This window comes from Blastocatellia bacterium, assembly GCA_035573895.1.
Taxonomy (GTDB): Bacteria; Acidobacteriota; Blastocatellia; order HR10; family HR10; genus DATLZR01.
Genome location: DATLZR010000002.1, coordinates 24358 through 45895, shown reverse-complemented (window position 1 = coordinate 45895; position 21538 = coordinate 24358). Strand labels below are relative to the sequence as shown.

General features: G+C 57.6%; 14 protein-coding genes. 5 read left to right on the top strand and 9 right to left on the bottom strand.

The annotated features are described in order from the left end of the window. Positions 1-255, top strand: a 255-nt coding sequence (locus VNM72_00190; GenBank protein ID HXF03817.1) for a copper-transporting ATPase, incomplete at its 5' end; no start/stop codon positions are given. A 72-nt stretch (positions 256-327) separates the two neighbouring features. Here the strand turns inward: VNM72_00190 and VNM72_00185 are convergent. Both VNM72_00185 and VNM72_00180 read right to left on the bottom strand, forming a co-directional pair. After that, a complete protein-coding gene (locus VNM72_00185) occupies positions 328-624 on the bottom strand; it encodes an HU family DNA-binding protein (protein HXF03816.1) in 297 nt (98 codons plus the stop codon). A 57-nt stretch (positions 625-681) separates the two neighbouring features. Continuing rightward, the gene (locus VNM72_00180; protein ID HXF03815.1) at positions 682-1299 is read right to left on the bottom strand and encodes an ATP-dependent Clp protease proteolytic subunit; all 618 of its coding nucleotides are present in this window, start codon (positions 1297-1299) and stop codon (positions 682-684) included. A gap of 298 nt (positions 1300-1597) precedes the next feature. On the opposite strand from VNM72_00180, the gene VNM72_00175 reads away from it, so the two are divergent. After that, the gene (locus VNM72_00175) at positions 1598-2065 is read left to right on the top strand and encodes an RDD family protein (protein ID HXF03814.1); all 468 of its coding nucleotides are present in this window, start codon (positions 1598-1600) and stop codon (positions 2063-2065) included. 846 nt (positions 2066-2911) lie between these two features. Here the strand turns inward: VNM72_00175 and VNM72_00170 are convergent. The 5 genes from VNM72_00170 to VNM72_00150 form a co-directional block, all read right to left on the bottom strand. Further along, on the bottom strand, positions 2912-4030 hold the full coding sequence (locus VNM72_00170) for a hypothetical protein (protein ID HXF03813.1): 1119 nt from the start codon (positions 4028-4030) through the stop codon (positions 2912-2914). 516 nt (positions 4031-4546) lie between these two features. Further along, positions 4547-6073, bottom strand: coding sequence for a hypothetical protein (locus VNM72_00165; GenBank protein HXF03812.1), 1527 nt, complete (start codon positions 6071-6073; stop codon positions 4547-4549). Positions 6074-6277: 204 nt separating this feature from the next. Further along, positions 6278-10528, bottom strand: coding sequence for a CARDB domain-containing protein (locus tag VNM72_00160; GenBank protein ID HXF03811.1), 4251 nt, complete (start codon positions 10526-10528; stop codon positions 6278-6280). Positions 10529-11042: 514 nt separating this feature from the next. Next, positions 11043-11690, bottom strand: coding sequence for a response regulator transcription factor (locus VNM72_00155; GenBank protein HXF03810.1), 648 nt, complete (start codon positions 11688-11690; stop codon positions 11043-11045). A 208-nt stretch (positions 11691-11898) separates the two neighbouring features. Then, positions 11899-15045, bottom strand: a complete 3147-nt coding sequence (locus VNM72_00150) for a two-component regulator propeller domain-containing protein (protein ID HXF03809.1) — start codon at positions 15043-15045, stop codon at positions 11899-11901. A gap of 403 nt (positions 15046-15448) precedes the next feature. Here VNM72_00150 and VNM72_00145 point away from each other — a divergent pair, with 403 nt between their 5' ends. The 3 genes from VNM72_00145 (at position 15449) to VNM72_00135 (ending at position 19745) form a co-directional block, all read left to right on the top strand. Next, complete coding sequence (locus VNM72_00145; GenBank protein ID HXF03808.1) at positions 15449-17137, top strand: calcineurin; 1689 nt, start codon at positions 15449-15451, stop codon at positions 17135-17137. 764 nt (positions 17138-17901) lie between these two features. After that, on the top strand, positions 17902-18678 hold the full coding sequence (locus VNM72_00140) for a TIM barrel protein (protein HXF03807.1): 777 nt from the start codon (positions 17902-17904) through the stop codon (positions 18676-18678). 158 nt (positions 18679-18836) lie between these two features. Further along, positions 18837-19745, top strand: a complete 909-nt coding sequence (locus VNM72_00135) for an NAD(P)-dependent oxidoreductase (GenBank protein ID HXF03806.1) — start codon at positions 18837-18839, stop codon at positions 19743-19745. Between the two features lie 6 nt (positions 19746-19751). Here the strand turns inward: VNM72_00135 and VNM72_00130 are convergent, their stop codons facing one another. Further along, positions 19752-20594: a 2,3,4,5-tetrahydropyridine-2,6-dicarboxylate N-succinyltransferase gene (locus VNM72_00130; GenBank protein ID HXF03805.1), complete on the bottom strand. Its 843-nt coding sequence runs from the start codon at positions 20592-20594 to the stop codon at positions 19752-19754. Further along, on the bottom strand, positions 20591-21496 hold the full coding sequence (gene dapA, locus VNM72_00125; protein ID HXF03804.1) for a 4-hydroxy-tetrahydrodipicolinate synthase: 906 nt from the start codon (positions 21494-21496) through the stop codon (positions 20591-20593). Before dapA ends, VNM72_00130 begins: the two co-directional genes overlap by 4 nt. Between the last annotated feature and the right edge of the window lie 42 nt (positions 21497-21538).

Sequence of the window (21538 nt, the reverse complement as noted above, 5' to 3'; positions counted from 1 at the left end):
GACATAATTCTCATCAAAGGGGATCTCCGCGCAATCGCTCGCGCGCGGCGGTTGAGCCGGTTAGTCATGAAGAATATTCGACAGAATCTCTGGCTGGCTTTTGGCTATAATGCGCTGGCCGTGCCTGTTGCCGCTGGTGTGCTTTATCCCCTGTGGGGAATCCTCCTGAGCCCGATGATTGCCGCTGCGGCGATGACGTTCAGTTCCGTGTCGGTCGTCACCAATGCATTACGGCTGAGAACGGTACGGTTATGAAAACAGCCACGAGTGACAGGGGAAGAAGCTTCAGGGGGTCAGCTCGTGGCTGTAATAAGAGTCAGTGCTGAACTATTTCTTGGGCAAGACGGTATCCTTCATTTGCTTGGCAATGCGGAATTTCAAAACCGTCTTGGCAGGGATTTGAATCGGTTCACCGGTCTGCGGATTACGCCCCATACGTGCTTTGCGTTTGGAAAGAACGAGCTTGCCGATGCCTGGAATGACAAACTGGCCCGATTTCTTGACCTCCTTAGCAGCAAGTGCCGTCAGTTCGTCGAAAAAACTCCTGACCACCGCCCGTTTCACGCCGATCTTATCGGCAAAGTGGCCGATCACTTGGGCTTTCGTGAGACCCTTTTTTGCCATAGCCTCCTCCAGAATGTAATAATCGTGTCAACCTGCCGTTATATTAGCATGAAATTGTCACCGCGTCATCCGGGCGACGGCAGTTTCTGCAACTTTTCGCGACTGGAGGACACGGTCAACGAGTCCATAGGAGACGGCCTGGTCGGCTGTGAGAATGAAGTCTCTTTCAACGTCCCGTTCGATCTCCTCGACCGTGCGTCCCGTGTGGCGGGCCAGGAGTGAGCTGACAAGCTTGCGGAGTCGCATCAGCTCTTCCGCGTGAATCCGGATGTCGGTCGCCTGACCGGAGATCCCATAGAGGTAGGGCTGATAGATGACCATACGGGAGTTGGGCAGGGTATAGCGTTTGCCCGGTGCCCCGGCAGCCAGAAGCAGAGCGGCGATAGCTTCTGCCTCACCTACACAGATAGTGGCGACGTCCGGGCGGATGAATTGCATCGTGTCGTAAATGGCGAGGCCCGCTGTGATCGAGCCCCCCGGACTGTTGATGTGAAGGGTGATGTCTCGTTCGGGGTCTTCCGCCTCCAGAAAGAGAAGTTGGGCGATGATGAGATTGGCGATCTGATCGTCAATCGGAGTGCCGAGGAAAACAATGCGCTCCTTGAGGAGTCGCGAGTAAATGTCGTAGGCTCGCTCGCCTCGACTCGTTGTCTCGATGACCATTGGTACAAGCATAGTGCCGTCACTCACCTCCTGAAGGAGGCCAATTCTAGCATAATGGCCGCCTAAAGATAATGCTAAAAGGTTTGTAGCGACAACCCTCAGGGGGGCAGCGTTACTCGCCCGTGTGAGATGCGTCATCACATGCCGGCTGACAATGGAGCGGGAACGAGTCCCCCCTGATGTCTGTGGCTCTCAAATTGATCTATCTCAGGGAGATATCCTTCTGGAGTCTAATCTTTCTTGACCATAACATGCGCAACTCATAGAATCACGCCCGGTGTCACAACTGTCCACGAACGAGGTGCGAGCTATGGCCATGTCGGAGCAGGAACTACAGCGATACCCTAAAAAAGCCGATTTAGGAAAGCGCATCATTGCCGCCATCATTGACGGCGTGTTGTGCATCGCGGTCGGGTGGATTCCGTTAGTCGGGTGGATAGCGTCCGGTGTGTATATGTTGGTTCGTGATGGCCTCAAGCTGGGATTTGCCGACCACCGATCGGTTGGCAAAAAACTCATGAAACTTCGCCCGGTGCGGCTCGACGGCCAGCCGATGGACATCACGACATCGGTCAGACGGAACCTGGTATTCGTCATCGGGATGGTGGGGGCACTCTTTGGGATCATACCTTTTGTGGGGTGGTTCATCGCCATTATCCTGGGGATCCTAGCAGTGGCCGTGGTCCTGATTGAACTCGCACTGATCGCTACAGATCCCGAGGGGCGCCGCCTGGGCGATAAGCTGGCCGGGACCAAAGTCGTTGAGGTAGGCGATTGATGGTTCTGCCGGGGCATTGACGACCTGTCCTTCAAAAAGAGACATACTTGCAGCAGGAAGGGTAGACTGTCAAAACCATCAGGCAAATTTGTAGGATGGAACTTTTGCGCCTCGCAGGCCTTTGTGTTTGTGGGCAGGGCATCGCCCAGAAAAAGGAGGAAGACGAGAAGTGGGGCTAAGGTCACGAGGAGAAGGGTAAGCTTACGTCCGATAAGCGAAATTCCGTTAGCATATAGACGCCTCCCGACCGAATCTCACCACCCAGATGCTCCCACATCCCTAACCGCAACCTCCGTCTACACACCCGCAAGACATGACCGAGCCTGGTCGGGCCTCAAGCACACGTTCGCTTAAAAAATCATCCGGCCAGAACTGGTGCACGAATGACCGAAGGGTGACGGATTCTCCCACAATAAGTCTCTGACACGACTATCCAGGGTCAAGACAGCGGCCAGCACCTAAGTAGTTAGAAGGGTATTTGGAACTTGGTAAAATGCTGAGGATGGAATCGCCAGGCAGGACATCCGACATCTGATGAAGCGATCACTGTTGCGCATGACGTCAAACGTTGCGTGATGAAGGCTGACGTCGGCGGCAATAGAGGTTCAGTCATTTGCCTGAGCCGGAAATACCGTGAGCCTTCGAGGTCAAAAGAGGTGCTCCTGCGTCCGAACGTAAGATTGATGCGGCGTCACGCGGGGGGGCGTTTTCAAATCTCCAGGAATCGGTTATCGTAGGCGCATGAATCACAGGTACAGGATTCAACACGAGGAACCGACATGAGCATAGGGCCGGACAGCTCTTTTCTGCTCTTCGCTTTAAGTCGTTCTTTCTCACACTAAGGGGCTACTTCTTCCTCGACGTCAGGACGTAACCGATGCTCCCCGTCACACGCAGAAACGGTTCCCATCCGAGACGAAATTCAGGGGAGACGAACAGTCGCTCGGTGAGAAAAGCCTTCACGCCTATGCCGCCGCCGGCCGTCCACCAAGTTCCCCAGGATGCACGTCCTCGAAATTCGTCCCGGTGAAGAAGAATCCCGATACCACCACTGATATACGGCACAACTCGTTTACCCTCCCCAACAAGATCGAGCACGAAATTTGGGATGAAGGTAAAATCCTGGTCGGCTTCAGAGTGACGCATGTAGAGGAACTCCGGTTCCACTCCGAAGCGCTGCCTCAGGTAAACCCGCAGTGACCCGCCGACTACGAAGTGATGATGCTCAAGAATTCTTTCATCTGCAAATCCTCCATATCCAACTATCGCTCGTGCTTCAACAAGCGCACTCTGTACCTGAGATGGCACCTGGGACAGGCGATGGTACCGTGATCTCTCAACCGGATCTCTCAGCTCAACGATCTTCCAGCCCCCGACCCATTGCTTTTGCCGTACCTGGAACGGCAGGTGAAGCCCACTCTTTTCCTCCACGGGCCTGATGATGTCACCAGGCTTTGCGACGCGATCTTCACAAGTCCCACTCGGTAGTAGGTTGACGAATGCAGTGTCGAGCTGAAGATGTGCATATGACTTGAGGATTCCGGTGAAGTCGTCGGGTACCGTTATGTCGCGTCGAACACCGGCGCCGTGCAGCCAAAATCTCGCAATTCCTGAGTCAGCCGTCAGGATTTCGGTCCGCTCCTGGGATATGTAGAGGCCAATGGTACGAGAGGGATCGTTACTGGAGTTCTCTCGGTGATCGCTATCGGAAACACCATCGCACCATGGGTTGCAAGACTTCGTTGGATGCCCATAACCATTGCACCCCTCTTCTGATCGCTCTGACCAAGGGACCTTCAAACGAATGGGAGGATTCAGGTGAATCGCTCCGGATCCCTGGTTCGCGACGGCTTGATGCTCATATGCGAGAAGGTTTGCGAAAAACATCAGAAGGGATGTAAGCAATGCGGTTCGCCTGGGACTCCGTCTGCCTGTGCGTGTTAATAATGCCACCATGGTTTTCATCTCCTCATCATGGTTTACTCTTAATGTAATCTGCCGTTAGGCCGAGGTGGTAGTCGGATCCGGGGTAGACGCTAGCAAGCTGCACGTCAAGGACGCGCCCGGTGTTTCGATTGAGGGCCGCTTCAAACGCTGACCGGCTGTCTTTGTTGACCCCATACTTTGAGCATGATGCTGAGGTGATCATAGCGGAAAGCGAACGCGCTGAAATTTGAAGCCAGGGGCTGTTGCAAGGTTGCCCAATACGCTTGGCCCAAGCCGTGACGTCTTTCATGCAGGAGGTATCTTGTGGGCTGAAATTCCCTGCCGATGATACGGTAGCGTTTTACAGTGAACGGGCGTAAGCCCCACCTTAAGGCCCGGAGATTAACGGCTCCCGACTCGCAAGAAATGGACAAGGAATTGCCAACTGCGCCGGGACTGTGGGTTGGTACGAGTTCGCGTCACTTCACGGACTCCGTCAACACATCTCTTGCCGGGACACGTCTGGTGCGACGGGAGTCGTGACGATCACGCTTACTACGGGGTCACATTGATGGTCACTATTTGACTATCGGAGTCCAGCGACGAGTAGTTGCTCCTCACTGTGATCGTCAAACGATGGGTTCCCACGTTGCTCCGCGCCGGACTGATGCGCAGTGTCGCCGTTCCATCCCCGTGGTCACTCAGCGTCACGAACGACAATGATGGGGAGATGGAAAACGTGTATCCGCACCCGGGGTGGGGATTAACCACAGAAAGCAACAGCTCGCGAGTCGTGCCCACTCCTATCGTGATGGGATCAGGGACCGGAAAGAGTTCGGGCGGCGGGCAGCCGACCACTTCCACGGAACAGGGCACTGACACGGTAAGGGAGTGTGTGCTATCGCCAATCCAGTTCGCTCGCACATTCCAGATTCCCGACTCGTCAGGCACGAAGGCATCTGAGAACCCTCCTCGGGTATTTGTCCTCACGGTGTGCAAAGTGATCTTGCCTGATGGAGAGCGGTACTCGAGCGTGATCGGTTGATTAGAGGCGCTCAGGGGAACGATGTCAAAATTCGATAACGGACAGCTTGATTCGAAGAGCTGGCCGGTGATTCGCGTCTGTGTCCTCAGCGATGTCGGACGGGTCGGGCAGCTCATCTCCATGGCGGCGGGCTTGACCGAGCGCGCCAGGAGCGTCACACCCCGCAGCGGCACGCGCGGCTTACCAACCTCTTGGGCATACGGCAGGATGTTGATCAGCGCGGGCGCGCCGTTGGCGACATCGCAGGGATTCGGCGGATACAGATTCACCCGCGCCAGGCAGCCGCAACCCGGTCGCACTCTCCGAGTGGCAAGGTCAAACACGATCTGCCACGCCGGCGCTTGCGCAGCCACCAATTCATCTTTCGATTGGCCAAGTGGCATCACGCTGGCTTCAAAGAACATCTCCACCGTGGAGTCAAAGGGATTGTGAATCGCCAGGTCAATCGCTCGCCCTCCATCGAGCGTCGGACCAGAAGTGACCAGTACGCTGGCCTCAATGATAGAATTGTTCGCCGTCACGGTTTCGTCGCTCAGGGGACTAACCTCGACCTTGATGGACGTCGGGACGTCGGTGAGCGGAGTCCATTCGATGAAACCCTCGCGGAGGGAATTGGCTTGAATTGGCCCAAAGCGCTGGAGAGTCCCGACCAACTGCCAGAAGCCGTCGTCGCTGATCCCGGCGGGCTGTCGCACGTAGAAGCGCACCGTCAGGTTGCTTGCTGTTCGACTGCCGAAGTTGTGCACGCGCGCATAAATGCGGTGAACCCGTCCGGGCCAGAGCGGATCGCCGCTGAACGTCGGCGCACGATCGGATGCGAGGGGAGTCAGATAGGTTCCGTAGCCATTGAGCGGGCTGTCCACCCACACGTCGGGCGAGTCAAACGGCGGACCTTCGACCGGGATGAACCCCACGTCAGGAGCGGCCTGCGCTTCGGCCACGACGAGCCGTCTGCTGCCGCTACTGCTCATCACCAGCAGGATCAGGAGCACTGCCGCCACAAGGGTCCGATGTGTTAAATGATGTCTCTTCCTCATGCGTGTCTCTCCCTTAAGAATCATCTCCCAACGGATAAACTATCAGTTGGCACATTTCATCCACTGGCGAATCATTTTCATCCTTCGTGGCGTGCTTTGGGCCTGGCCCGATTCCTCCGAAAATGCCTGGGAGCGCGCGCCTCCGGCGTGCTCGGTGGAGTTGAAGGCCAAGCCCGCGCGAAGCGGGACGTCCCCAGACGTTCATCACGGCAGGCGGGCCGTGGCTTCGTTGCTGAAGGCCGAGCGCACGCCGTAAGCGTCAACTGCCACGACGACGTAGTAATAGGTCACGCCGGGCCGGACCAACGTGTCCGTGAAGGACGTCTCCAGCGTATCGCCGACAAACTCGTAGGGCCCACCCGGTCGCGTCGAGCGGAAGATTTGATACTCGTTAATGCCTTGCGTGTCCGGCGCTCCCCACACAAGCAAGATGGCGGGTTGTTCAGAATCCGCCGTCGCCGACAACTGGAGTGGGGCCGGCATCTGGCCGAACGTCACAAGCGCTGTGTTGTTGGCCTTGCTCGATTCGGCGATGGCATTCTCCTCATTCACGACGACGGCGAGGGTCTGGAGCCCGCCGCGCGACACGGTGTAGGTGAACGAGATCGGGACGGCCGCGTTGAACGGCATGGCCTGTTCAATCCGCTGCTGTTCGATGAGCACCGCCCCGCCGCTTGACGGATCGCCATCGTAAAGCTTCACGGTAAAGGGCTCGCGGCTGGAAATGGCTTTCAGCCCGGCATTGCGGATGGTGGCGGTGACAGTGACCTGCTCGCCGACGATCGGGTGGGTATTCGAGATGGTGAGATCATCGGGCGTGACGGCCAAGTCCACCGCGTATGGAATGACAAAGCTGGCCACCGAAATATCCGGCTCGGCCTGCGAGAACGATTCCGAGGGCAGCGTTACCCCACCGAGCGTGTTAAGCCGCCACGTCCCGTTCACCCGCTCGCCTTTGGGCAATCGCGCCAGCTCCTGTGCGACTTCCGTCCGTTTTTGCTGATTCCCCGGAACCTTCTTCACATTCACGACGAAATTCGCTGAGGTCTGCTCGTCAATGTCGAACGCGACTTTCCAATTCGACATCCCGTCATTGGTCAGATATCCAGTCGTCCACTCAAGCCTCGGCACATTCAGATCGGCGACAGCCGCCGCCAGATCGCCGGACGCGTGCACTACGCTTGTGTCCCCAAACTGGCGATACATAATGATCGCTCGGTTGTCCGGATTCACGTTAACGACGGGGGTTTCGGCAAATGTGGTTTGGCCCACCGGGACAACCTCCCACCGGTCCTGGCGACGGTAAGCCGAATACAATTGGTTATTCGTCCCGACGCCACTACTGCTCCGCCCCGTCTGAGGATCGAGCGGTGGCACGACGAAGACGACGATGGGATTGTTCTCTCGGTCGAAAGCCAGCGAAGGGGTGTAGGGTCCGGGCGGTAGATCGGGGATCGGTTCCGGCAGGCTCCACGAGCGACGGTCAAACCGCGACATCACGATCTGCCGATCCTCGCTCGTGTTCACATCGCCGTCCACATCGCGCATCCACACTGCCGCTGCCTGCCCGCGACGGTCGAACTTCACGCTGGGGAAGAAATCTATCGCCGTCGAAGGAGGAGTGACCAGAGCCGGAGCGCTCCACTGCCTTCCGTCAAACCGTGAATAGTAGATGCCGTCAGGTCTGGACGTCGGGCCCAAACTCTCCGGTTGGCTCGCCCGCAGCCAGACGACCATCGCTTGACCGGTCTTCGGATCGGCGGCGAGCGAGGGTTTGGCATCATAAGCTGGATCGTTCGTAAGCAGCATCGGCTCGCTCCACCGCCTCCCGTCCCAGATCGCATAGGCGAGGCCCTCATCGCTCAGGATGCGACTCCGGTTGGTCGCCGGGAAATTCATCCACACGGCTACAGCTCGATTGGGACCGATGAACGCGACTTTGGGCCATGAGGCCAGGGCTCTCGGCTCGGCGAAGACAGGCTGCGGAGAACTCCATGACCTGCCATCATAAAAACTGAAAAAGAGGCGAGATCGCTCGGCGCTGCTGTCGTCCGTCTGGAGCCAGACCGACAGAGCATGACCAGATCCGTCGCTCGCCACCGACGGGCTGGGCGACGGAGGCCGAGCCGGCGGGGGTTGATCCTGCTCGGTGATCAGACTTGTGGCCGAGGAACCGCATCCCCAACTGAAGAGCTGCTTCCAGTCAGTACAACCTTCCCACCAGTCTATGGAACATGGCACGCATACACCAAAACATTCCTCGCAACCGCAAGAGGGGCCGCTGTACACACAGCCGCAGACCCTCGCTTCACCGCGAAGGCATGGGCTGAGGAAATCGCATCCGACCGAAGGGGTGATATCGCACTCGATGGGTAACTCCACGGTGACCTTCGGTTCCGCGCTCCCATCGAAATTGGCGAGAAGGAGAAGGTGAACCTCTACATCAATCGGAATGCCTATATAAGCTCCGGGAGTAACCCCCACACTGACGCCTAAGTTTGACTTGATGGTCGAATCGAAATCAACGAATCCGCCGAAGTGTAAGCTCGCACTGACACTGGCATCGAGGATCTCTGGGACGAGACCGATCCAAAAACAGGGTTTGCAGATTGGGTCCGTCTTATCAAATAACGTCATCTGATCCTGCCAATAATACTGGCGGAGAAACCCAAAGGGAGCACCGGGGATTTTGGGGGTGTAATTAAGAGTTTCATTCAGCAGGCTCTGACTGAGGAGGGTGACCTTGGCTTGCGCTTGGGCCTGGCCCTTCAATTTCCCGTCAAGATAGAAAGTTTCGCTGATCGGAATGCCGAACGTAACTTCGTTGTGAAGCGTGGTGATGTCAACTAAATTGATATCTTTTTTGAAGCTGAAGCCCAGCGGAGCCGGCAAAAGTCCGGAGAACTCGTACCGGGGCGGACCGTCTTTAAATGTCGCCTGATTCTTCTTCACCCACGGATTATTCCAGCCCAGGTCCACCATCCGAAACTCCAGACTGGGCTCGAGCGCACACTGTCCGCCGATGACCGTCCGGACCCTATATAAACCCACAGGAAGGTCGTCCATGTTCACAGAGGCGCTAAAGAGGATTGCTTCAGGCTGAGCCGCCACAGTTTTAACAACCTTATCGCCTTGCAGGAATTCGAGGCTCAGCGACGCGTTCCCAAGAGGAAAGGGCACGAGGGCGATGAACTGATTCGTCACCGGGACGCCCGAGACGAAATAGCCGATGTGGCGGAGACTGCCCTCATTCGCTTTAGCAGCACTCGCTTCGATCGTCGCCCCCATGGGAAGGCGCAGCCCGGCGTCCTCGTTCGTTTGCTTCCAGGCTATGCAGGCCCCCACTCCCGCAGGTCTAAGCTTTCCAACGATGATGACGTCGGTCAGCTCCTCAGCCGGCTTAACCTCAATGACGGGAGCAGGAACCCGGACGGGGCCGCCTTGAGACGCTTTGACGACGACAAACGTCTCGAAAACGTAGCCTCCTCGGACCACAATGAAACTGTACTTGCCGGGCGGGACGCTGGGGAAATAAAAACGACCGTTCGAATCTGTCTTACCGGAGAACAAGCTTCCTGGCCCACCCTCTTTCTCGGTATTATCGAGCCAAAAGGGTTGAGGGAAGGCTGGGTCTTCGCCGCCGCTGGCCCGCTCAAGCAAGATTGTCCCGGAGATACTGCCCGGCGGCAGTGGTGGGATGTTAACGACAAAATTTCCTGATAGCGGAGGGGTGTTCGAGACAGACGTGCTCCCACCCGTGACCATGAGTTCGTGCGGGCCGGTGGTGGCATCAGACGGAATCTTGACTCTCGCGCTGAAGGATCCATCCGAACTGACCGGAGCTTCACCCAACCCGCGCGTGAATTCGCAATCTCGAAACAGGATGCGCACCGTTGGCACGGTGGGCACCTGCACCGCCGGCACCTTCCCGCTGACCGTCACCTCCGATCCAGCAAAAGCGTTAGTCGGAGAGACGTTCACCAGGATCGAGGACTGCGCCGGTGCTGCGGCGCTCGGAAGGCTGTGCTCGGCTGGCGCGGGCCACTCAACCGTGATGGGTGAAAGGGACGACGACGTCGCCTCGGCGGGCAAAGGGCCGGCGGTCGGGCGCGGCGTGACCGACAGGGCCAGATGGTTGATCTGGCGTTGTCCACTTTCGGTGATGTTCCCGTCATATTTCCACATCACGTCCGCCGGCACCGTCAGAGTGGCCGGTGGCTCTTGGGGCAGCTCACGAGCACACCACTCAGCGAGCGGCAGACGATCACCAGAGCGAGCCAGTGGCCGCGATTCTCCTGGCTGAATGACTGACAGCCGCTCATTCGGTCGCGTCGGCCAAGACGCGCTCAAATTCTCGGCCACCATGAACCTTCCCTCTGGTCCCAATGGTAGTCCCGTGAGGGTAATCAACGAGAAACTGAGAAATACTATGCCAAACCGCTTGATACCCCTCATAGCTGGCCTCCTAAGGGTCAGATCTTAAAAGGTCAGTGCTCCGTAGCTGGCGTGATCCACCCGAGCTGGCCTCACTCGACCGCTATCTATCGAGCATCGCGCCCTCCGCCTTCAAGTGCGATGCCTCAGTATACACCCCGTTTGCGCGGACGGTATCGCATGAACATGCGATTTTGCTCTGTGTCCGTTCTCCGCTGTTTGTCGTCCATGACCTGTGTAACCCCTAGAGACTGAGCATGAGGAGGTCAACTGTGGAAGAGACAAATTTCCAGCGTTGACGGGTCTATTGACTGGCCGGGTAACTCTGGCCGATGGGGTGTGGGATATCGTCGGCGGCCCGGATCAGTTTGCCAGCAATACCGTCGGCGAATAAAGTGTTGGCGACAGTAATTGGGCCAGTAACGTTCAGGGAGCTGGACGGGCCAGTCTCATGTACCCCGGGAGCGCCCGCATCGTGTGGGGACAGGCCGGCGAGAAGCGCGCGCTCCCAGGACGATCGCATTTGCAAACTGCTCTAAATAATTCGACTGCGGAGGGCTTTGCTGACGGCCTCGGATTTGGAGTGAACGTGGAGCTTGTCGTAGACGCGGCGGATGTACTCGCGGATGGTGTTGATGCTGACATGAAGCTGGTCGGCGATGGCCTGGTAGCTATGACCCTGCGCCAGCAGCTTCAGCAACCGAACCTCCTGGGGGGTCAGTTGTTGGTCAAGTTTTTCTGGCGGCCCGATTTTTTGAAAGAGGGTGACCACTTTGCGAGCAATCTCCGGCGTCATGGGCGAGCCGCCCTCGTGAGCCTCCCGAATGGCCTCAAGCAGCCGCGCTGGCGGCGTCTTCTTCAGCAAGTAGCCACACGCTCCGTTGCAGATTGATTCGAACACGCGATCATCCTCATCATAGATCGTGAGCATGAGAATTTGAATACCGGGGTATTTTTCTTTCAGCAGGCGGACGCCCTCAGAACCCGACATTCCCGGCAACTCAATGTCCAGCAGCATCACCTCAGGCACCTCCCGGTCAATCACGCGGAGCGCTTCTTCCACCGAACCGAAGGCACCCACGCAACGATAACCGGGGCTGCCGTCAATGAGCAGGCGCAAGCCTTCGCGCATGAGTCGCTGGTCTTCAACGACAGCGACACGGATTGGCTGGTCGGCGGGCATACACATTCCTGTGCTTTTAGCTGAGGTCCTATGCTATCCCACCTCGTTCGCTTCGGCAATCGCATGGTCATGCGACACCTGGAGACGATAAGCTCCTCCTCAAAAGAGCCCCTGAAACAAACGACCCGAAAGAACGTGGTTTCCTCGTCCTGGGTGATTCCCTCCAACCCAACAGATTGAGGACAGCCTGACGTCCTGAACGAGCTTTTCATTTGAGTGGGATCGTCAGCTTCACTCGTGTTCCCTCCCCAGGAGATGTCTCGATGCTGACCTCGCCCCTCAGCTCCGCCGCCCGCCCGCGCATGTTCATGAGGCCATTCCCTCGGCGTTCCGGATTCATCGGGTCTGATGAAGCCAGAGCAACGAAGCCGCGGCCATCATCCCGGATCTCTGCCGCCAGACGGTGATCGGTCAGCGTGAGACTCAACCAGACAGAGCGACAGTGGGCATGACGCACGATGTTGGTGATCGCTTCCTTGAAGATCAAATAGAGGTGGCGGCGCTGATCTGGAGTGAGCTTGATTCTCTCAAGTTCCTCGGACGTTTGAAGCTCCCAGCGAATCCCCTGGGGGTCGAAGAGGTCACTGGCCAGTTGGCGCACGCGAGCAATAAGGTTTCCCAGATCATCGCGTCGAGGGTCAATCGCCCAGACGATATCGCTCATCGCTTCGACTAACTCCCGGCCCGTTCTGGCGATGTCCGAGAGCAACTGTTCCACCTTCTCGGACGGAGTTCCAATCTGCTGCTTGACGACTTCGCTCAACAGCGCCATCTGCGAGAGCCCTGTCCCGATGTGGTCATGGAGATCGGCGGCAATCCGTGTGCGCACGCGCTCCAGCTCCACCAGTCGCCGGGCACGATACCGGTGAAGAGCATAAACGGACCACCCTGTGATCACCCCTACCAGCATCAAAAACCACCACCGCTGCCAGACGGGTGGGAGAATCCTGAAGGTCACCGTCGCTGGCGCTGGGCTGGTGAGACCGTCGGCGCTCACGGCTCGCACGAGAAAGCGATAGGTTCCCGGCGTGAGATTCACGTAGTTCACCGTCCGGTGATCGGTCGGCGCGCTCCAATCCTCATCAGCGCCCTCGAGCTTGTACTGGTAGCGCAGCGTCTCGCCGACGCCGAAGCTGAGGCTGGCGAAGTCAATTTCAAGACGATTCTGGTTCGGTTCGAGTTCGAGCCCCAGCACCTCGGTTTCTCCCAACTCGGAGACCGGATGTGGGACACCGGCAATGCGCAGCCCGCTGATCCACACCGGCGGCGGCTCCTCCGGTTGGTCCACTTCGGGAGTGAACCGGGAGATGCCCTGTAACGTGCCAAACCAGAGCCGATCATGACGGTCGCGGAAGGCGACGTTCACATAGCTATTGACCAGTCCGTCGGCGGTGGTGAAATGCTTCAGGCGGCCACTTTTCGGGTCAAGTCGGGTCACGCCTCGCCCAGCCCCGATGTAGAGACGTCCCCACTGATCTTCCGTGATGCACCGTACATTATGACTGGTCAGCCCCTGGGCAGTCGTGTAGGTAACCAGTCGTGGACGATCTGCCTCGGGATTCTCTATGCGGGCCAGACCACCGCCGTTGATTCCAACCCAGAGCCGACCGACGCGATCGCGGAATAAGGCCGTAATTTCACCCGGAGGAATCCCGTCGGCCGTGGTCAAAAAGGTGAATCGGCCGGCCGCGTAGCGTGCTATACCGCCTTGCCAGAACCCGATCCAGAGATTCCCGGCAGCATCCTCACAAAAGGCGCTCGGCGTGTGGAAGGGCGGCAGTCCATCCGCTTCCGTGTAGCGATGGAACGTCTGGGTGGACCGGTCCCATCTCGTCAATCGGTCCCGTGTATCAGAACTCGTGCCGATCCATAGATCTCCTCGCGAGTCCTCAAACAGGCGGAACACATCATTGCCACTTAACCCGTCACGGGCGGTATAGACGGCCTGGGGACGCACCCGTGCGAGTTCCTCGATGCGGTTCACCTTCGGGAAGCGATACAGGCCAGCGTCGGTAGGCACCCACCACTGCCCCGTATGATCCTGCAGCGGAACGTGGTACCAGGACATTCTCATCGGTTCGGGTACGCGAGGTTGGATTGCCTTGAATCGCCCACGGTCAAGCCAATGGAAGAACCCACGATCACTGACGGCGCACAACTGGCGCGCCTGATTCTCAAAAATCGAAAGAATACGCGCATTCTCCAACCCATCGGCTTCGAGATAGCTCAAGAAGCCCTGCCGGGCCAGTCTCATCGCGCCGTTGGCAAAAGTCCCCAGCCACAGGTTGCCCTCGCGGTCTTCGGCGATTGAAGCGAGCCAGTTGCTACTCAAGCCGTGGGCGGTGGTGTAACGGCGAAACCTGCGGCCGTCAAATTCGATCAGGCCGGCGTAATCAACGGCGATCCAGATCCGCCCATCGGAAGACTCATGCAGATCCAGAATACGGTCGCGGGGCCACTCATGAGCAGCGGAGAATCGAACGGCTTGGCCGGGATTGATCGGCAATAGCATTGGCCCGCCCGTGCGGTGATCGGTCAGACTTCGCCACGGGAACCGGTCGCCTGCACCAATAGTAGTCACCGGCGTCGGCTTGAGCACAAACACCTCGCGGTCTCCTCCAAGCCACAATCGCCCCTCACGATCTTCGAGCAACGAGTGGACGAGAACTTCGTAATGGATCATCCGGCCATCGGGCAAGCGACGCACCAGGCCGAACTCCGTCGCAATCCAGAGGCTCCCGTCTCGGTCTTCGAGCAGCGCCCGTACCTGCAGGTTTCCCGATCTGGACGGGTGATTCAGCGGAACGCGACGAAACGCCCCCTGCCCGTGAGGATCATCCAGACAGAACAGACCACCCCAGGTTCCGGCCCACAGCCGTCCAGCACGGTCTTCGTAGAGAACCTCGACGTGATTTGTGGCCGTGTCATTGCCAACAGGATATACGGTGAACAACGGTTGGCCCGTCGTCCTCTGGCGTTTGACCGTCTGGGAGCGCACGCCTTGGGCGTGCTCGTTTGCTTGTGGCTGGTGATTCTGAGCCTTCGGCACCAAGCTACGGACGACGGACGTCGGGCGGCCTCGGGGGTTGAATCGGCACACGCCTCCGAAGGTCGCTGCCCAGTACTGGCCGTGCCGAGTCTCCACCAGATCAGTAACGACTGTATGGGGGAGCCCATGTTCTCTGCCGTAACTTATTAAGCGAAAGCCATCGAAACGGCTCAATCCGTCAACGGTACAAAACCAGAGGAACCCACGCGAGTCCCGGACGATCCGTCTAATCCGGTCATGCGCCAGGCCGTCGGCCGTGGTGTAGGTCTTGATCGGCAATCGCTCAGCCCGAACGATAAACGGCATCGCCAGCAACAGACCGAGCCAACACCCGATCCGGGCCCGGGCAATTCCTTGCGGCAGACGGCAACACACACCCACAAATTACCACAACACAAGTCCCTATCTCCAGACTTACAAAAACCCATTGGGGAAGATTGAAAGTCGGTTTGGCACTGTGCTATTTCTGCTTTGAAGATACCTCTTGATCCTTTTCGTGGTGGTGAGGGCTGTGCAGGAGTACTTATCCGAATATTAAGGGGAAGACCGATGGCTGGTCGGACGCTTCACAAATTCCAGTTCTTTTCTTGGTCCGCCACCGGAAGCTGTGACGTTTTGCGAGCCCTGATGAAGAATGGTCCAAACTCCGGGCCTACAGAATAAGCTCGGGAGTAATTCCCTTTCCTTCACAGACGGGAGGTTCGAGACTATGCCAAAGCAAAACGATCCGCGGAAGATAGACATGGTTAATTGGTACGATCCGATTCCGCTCATAAAGACCGGCATCCAGGTGGCCACTTCGTTGTTGCTCGGTTCCAGGGTGGACTATCGTGTGATCGAGTCACTGGTGGCCCCTCAGGAGGTGTTTGATTATAGTCATCTGAGCGAACTCTGGATTGACTATGTGGCCGATCTGGGAGATGGATGGAACCCGACATATACGGTGGCGTGCCTGCTGGCGAGAGAGAGGCTGCCGCTGAGAGGCTCGCAGGGCGAAGAATACGAAACGCGGCGGGGCGACATCCTCATCATGGGTGGAGATGAAGTCTATCCCGAAGCCAGTCGCGAGAACTATCAGGAACGACTGGTCGCGCCGTATCAGGCCGCTTTCCCTGAGCCACAGACCCATGACCAATCCTCTCCTCACCTCTATGCAATCCCGGGCAATCATGACTGGTACGACGGTCTGGTCAGTTTCACGCGGTTATTCTGCCAGAGGTATCCCCGAAGGCGATGGAGTGGGTGGCGCACTTTCCAAACGCGCAGTTATTTCGCGCTCAAGCTCCCGCACCGCTGGTGGCTCCTCGGAGTTGATATTCAACTGGAAGCCGATATTGACACACCGCAGCTTGAGTACTTTCAGAACGTCGCTCGCCAGATGAAATCCGGCGACCGTGTCATCCTCTGCACGCCCAAGCCAGATTGGATCTATGCCAACATCTACGATCCGCGCCTGGAAAATAATTTGGCCTATCTTGAGCGAAAACTCATCGCCCAACAGGGGGCGAGGGTCGTCCTTAAGCTCACGGGCGACATCCACCACTATCGGCGACACGAATCCGATGATGGTCAGATTCACCTCATCATCGCCGGCGGCGGTGGAGCATTCCTTCACCCAACGCACGGCGAGAACGTGGACGAAATCGAATACTGGTCGGATGGGAAGAAACGCCGATTCCGGTTAAAAGCTGAATTCCCAAGCCGAAACGTGTCGCGATGCCTATCGCTTCGAAATCTCTTTTTCCTGGTCCCAAATCCTTGGTTCGGCATCATGCCCGGAATCCTGTATACCGCGCTCAACTGGAGCATGCCGCATCGTCTCTACGAGTTCACAAATTTGATCGGCGCTGTATGGAGCGCACTTGGCGACCTGGTTCGCAGCCCCTCGGCCATCGTCTGGCTATTTGTGATCGTGGCGGGATTTATTCTTTTCACCGATACGCACAATAAGATCTATAGGTGGGCGGCTGGAATCATTCATGCTATAGTTCATCTCGGAGCAGCGTTAGTTGTCGCCTGGATCGGAAATTGTGTGAGCGTACAGGCCTTCGAATTTGTCCCTCATTCGGTCTGTCATTTTATTCTCACAGCGATCATAACGTTTACTGGCGGATGGCTTGTTGGTTCTTTCATTATGGGGCTGTACTTGTTTGTGTCGCTGAATATCTTCGGCAGACATGCCAATGAAGCTTTCTCGTCGCTGCGGATCCAGGACTATAAGAATTTCCTCCGCCTCCATCTGAGCAAAGAAGGGGCTCTTACGATCTTCCCCATTGGGATCAAAAAGGTTCCCCGGAAGTGGCAGAAGGTAGACACGGACACAAGTGGCCCGAGGTATAGGCCAGAAGGTCGTGAGATCGAATCTCGCTTGATCGAGGATCCCATCCGGATTGCTTGAGCCACAGAAGGGGCAGAAACTGCGGTCCTTTCAATGCCATCCGCCGGCAATCCCGTCTGCAATCATTTTCCACCACGGGTCCCAGGCCTCGCTTTTGATCGGCACGGCCTATATTCGGTCTCCTGCTGACGCAGGGTCCGTACGAACTAAGTCAAGCTCAACGAGACTCGCCTGTGGGCAAGGCTTATTCCCACCCCACATGTCGGTTCCTGCAAGCGGGCAATTTAAAAGTCGGCCATAGCGGACCCCACGACAGGCGACGCGCACCGCTTCCCTAGACCCGAACGAGAGCCCAAGCAGAGGACAACGACAGCTCTGTGGCCCACGCGCGCGTCTTTAAGTTTTTGAACCAACGGCGTGACTCCTGGGGTTTGGGCAATCACGTGAGGCATCGCTTGCGACAACTCGCACTGATCAACTAAAGTCTTGGCATGACCGACCTAACGAGGCGACAGTTCATAGATAGAGCTTTAACGGGGCTCTCTGCCCTTCCCTTCCTTTCGGACCCAGCCGCTCGAATCTCGGCTTTCTTCGACAGCTCTCGCTCGCAGTTAGCGCGCCGCCCGAACGAGCTACATCACGGTTGTTCAGGAGAGTCGCGTGGCGGCGGTCGGATTGGGGGGAATTCCTTAGCGGGGGGAGAGCCTCTCCGTGCTCAGGTCGAAACAGAAGGGGAAAGAGTAGTCTGCAAAAGCTTATCGGACGCAGATAACCCGTCGTTCCCCTCTCCTTTTCCCCAAGCCCCGTTAATTACTTTCTCGCTCATGCTCTGGGGATTCTTCCGGGGAAAATCAACGCGTGAAAAACTCCGGCTCCTGCACCAGGCCGGTTTCCGCGCCTTTGAGTTCACTGACTGGCATCGCGAGGATCTTGAAACCCTCGCCTCGACCATCCGCGAACTGGGACTCACTCTCAATTGCATTAACGGCAATGGCGGTGTCGCTGGCCCCAGTAACAAATCGCCACTTGATCCTCGGCAACGGCGCGAGTTCATCGCTGAGGTGACGGCCAGTATCGCAGTTCTGCGGAAACTGGGCGGTCGAGCACTCATCATTCTCACAGGCAATACCCTTCCTCACCTTTCACGCCAGCGGCAGCGTCAAAATTGCATCGCCGCGCTCAAAGAAGTGGCCCCACTGGCTCAAGAGGCCAACGTAACGCTTCTTCTGGAACCCCTCAACGTCCAGGTTGATCACCCGGGCTATTTCCTCGTCCACTCCGACGAAGCCTTTGAAATCATTGACCAGGTCAACAGTCCCTCGGTCAAGGTTCTCTTCGACATTTATCATCAACAAATCTCCGAGGGAAATCTCATTACAACCATCACCAAAAACATCGCTCGCATCGGCCATTTTCACATCGCTGATGTGCCCGGTCGGCACGAGCCTGGAACCGGTGAGATCAACTACGGCAACATCCTGCAAGCTATTGTTCAATCAGGATACCGGGGGTTCATCGGCCTCGAATTCATTCCCAGCCGGGACGACTTTCTCGTGCTTCAGCAGGTGAAGGAGCTGGGGCGGAGAGCGGGGATCCAATAAGCCGTGGACTCCGTCTCTACAGTTGCCCATGGACACGAAGGGGAAAACAGTCGGCGTTCAAAAGGCTCTTTCAGGCTTGCAACGGCTACCAGCTCCACGAGAGCACAACCGTTAGCGAGCGGGATCGGCCGCTCAATGTCACGTTCGGGAGGGATAAGATGCGAATCGGCTTTATTGGCCTGGGAATCATGGGTAGACCGATGGCCCTGAACCTCGTCAAAGCGGGCTACGCGCTTACGGTCCACAATCGCACGCCCTCGAAGTGTCAGCCGCTGGTTCAGGCGGGAGCCGAAGTTGCCGATAGTCCCCGGGAGGTCGCCTCCCGATCCGACGTCATCATCACAATGGTCAGCGATACGCCGGATGTTGAAGCCGTCCTCTTCGGGCCGGCGGGGGTGTGCGAGGGGATTCAACCGGGAACCATCGTCATTGATATGAGCACCGTCTCTCCCGCTGCGACCGTTGAGTGGGCTCATCGCCTTCGGGAGAAAGACTGCGAGTTGCTCGACGCCCCGGTTACCGGTGGTGAGAAGGGGGCCCGCGATGCCACTCTTACGATCATGGTCGGTGGATCTCGGTCTGCCTACGAGCAATGCCTGCCAATCTTCCACGCCCTGGGCAAAACCGTCATCTATACCGGACCAAGCGGCTCCGGCCAGAAAACGAAGCTCGTCAATCAGGTCATTTGTGCTCTCAACATCCTGGCAATGGTGGAGGGACTACAAATGGCACGCGTGATTGGTCTTGACCTGGAGACCACGTTGCGCGTTGTCTCAAGCGGCGCTGCTGCTTCGTGGATGCTAACGCAGCTCGGGCCGAAGATCCTGCAAAACGATTTCACCCCCGGCTTCATGATTCGCCTTCAGCACAAGGACCTCCGCCTCGTTCAGGAACTTCTCCGGCCGCTCGGCCTGTCCTTACCGGGAACCGAGCTGGCTTTTTCGTTATTTAGCGATGCGGTAGCCAGGGGCCTTGGAGAGCAAGGGACGCAAGCCCTGATCAGGCTCTTCCCTTCTCCGACTGAAGTTCGCGGAGAAACTTCCGACCCCTGGGAGGCAATCCGTTGATCTCACTCACCGCAGGCTCATCTCCAGGGCCGTCCGTGCATCCGTTCGCTCATCACGATATTTGACGATGACTGCCGCAGCTATCAGGAGTTGGCGCGTGCGAGCGAACTCCCCTTCGGCCGGGCGAGCGCCGGGAACGACCACAGCCCCCTCGGGGATAATCAGGGGCTCCGTTTCGGTCCGGCGATAGACTGTCTCGCGCACGAGATCATAAACGGGCGTGGATCCCGTGAGGATGACACCCGCGCTCAGCACAGCCCGTCGCCGAACGATCACACCTTCAAAGAGGCCGCAGTTCCCGCCGACGAAGACATCATCTTCGATGATGACCGGCAATGCCCCTGCCGGTTCCAGCACGCCGCCAATTTGCGTCCCCGCACTCAGGTGGACGCGCTTGCCAATTTGCGCACAGGAGCCAACGAGAACATGGGAGTCCACCATCGTGGCTTCTCCCACGTAAGCCCCCACGTTGATATACGACGGCGGCATAACGACAACGTGCGGTCCCAGAAACGCCCCTCGACGAACCGAACTCCCTCCAGGAACGATGCGAATAAGATCGTCGCGGCCATCGAACTCCTTCAGCGGATATGTGTCCTTATCGAAGAACCGCCAATAAGGTCGCAATGAATAATCTCGAATCTGTCCAATCCGAAAGCCCAGCAGAATTCCCTTCTTCACCCAGGGGTGAACGACCCATCGGTCTCCGACTGGTTCAGCCGCCCGAATATCCCCTCGGTCCAGGAGCGAGATAAATTCCTCGAAGATGGGGCGAGCCTTTTCGGCATCACCCTTAGGGGAAGAGTCATACAGTCGCTCGATCTCCGCTTGCAGTTCGTTGATGTTCATACCGTCACCGGAAGGAGCTGGAGGTCTTCGAGAATACGCTTCAGTCGGTTGCGGGTCGCATCGCTCGGTGGGCAGAGCGGCAGCCGATAATTCTCCTCCACAAGTCCCATGAGGGCGAGCGCCGCTTTGACGGGAATCGGATTGGCTTCGAGAAAGTTGGCAGTCATCAACGGCAGGAGCTTGTAATGCCATTCGCGGGCTGTCGCAAAGTCCCCTCGAAGCGCCGCCTCAACCAGAGCGCGCATTTCGCGGGGGACTTCGTTGGCGACAACGGAAATGACGCCATCTCCCCCGAGCGCGAGAATCGGAAGTGTGAAGCTATCGTCACCCGAAAGGACGAGGAATCCTTCCGGTCTGGTGCGAATCAGCTCCATAATCTGATTGAAATTTCCCGATGCTTCTTTGATCCCGATGATGTTGGGGAGTTCCGCCAGGCGACAGACCGTCGTCGGTTCAAGGTTGCACCCGGTTCGTCCCGGCACGTTGTAGAGGATGATCGGGAGTGTCACGGCTTCAGCCAGGGCGCGATAGTGTCGGTAGAGACCCTCCTGAGTGGGCCGGTTATAATACGGCGTTACCGAGAGAATGGCGTCGGCTCCGGCAGCCTCCGCTCGCCTGGCCAGAGCAATAGCTTCATGGGTTGAGTTGGTTCCCGCCCCGGCGATGACCGGTACCCGCCCGCGGACGCAAGAGACGACGGCGCGAATGACATTCTCTTGCTCATCGGCTTGCAGCGTGGCGCTTTCCCCGGTCGTCCCGCAGGGGACAATCCCATCCACGCCCCGCTCCAGCAAAAAATTGACCAACGCCTTGAGACGGTCATAATCTACCGAGAGATCCTGGCGAAAGGGTGTCACCAGTGCCACATGACAACCACGAAATCGCTCGTGTGAGGACATCATCGTCTTCCTCCCAAGACAGGGAATGAAAAGTGCATCTCGGTC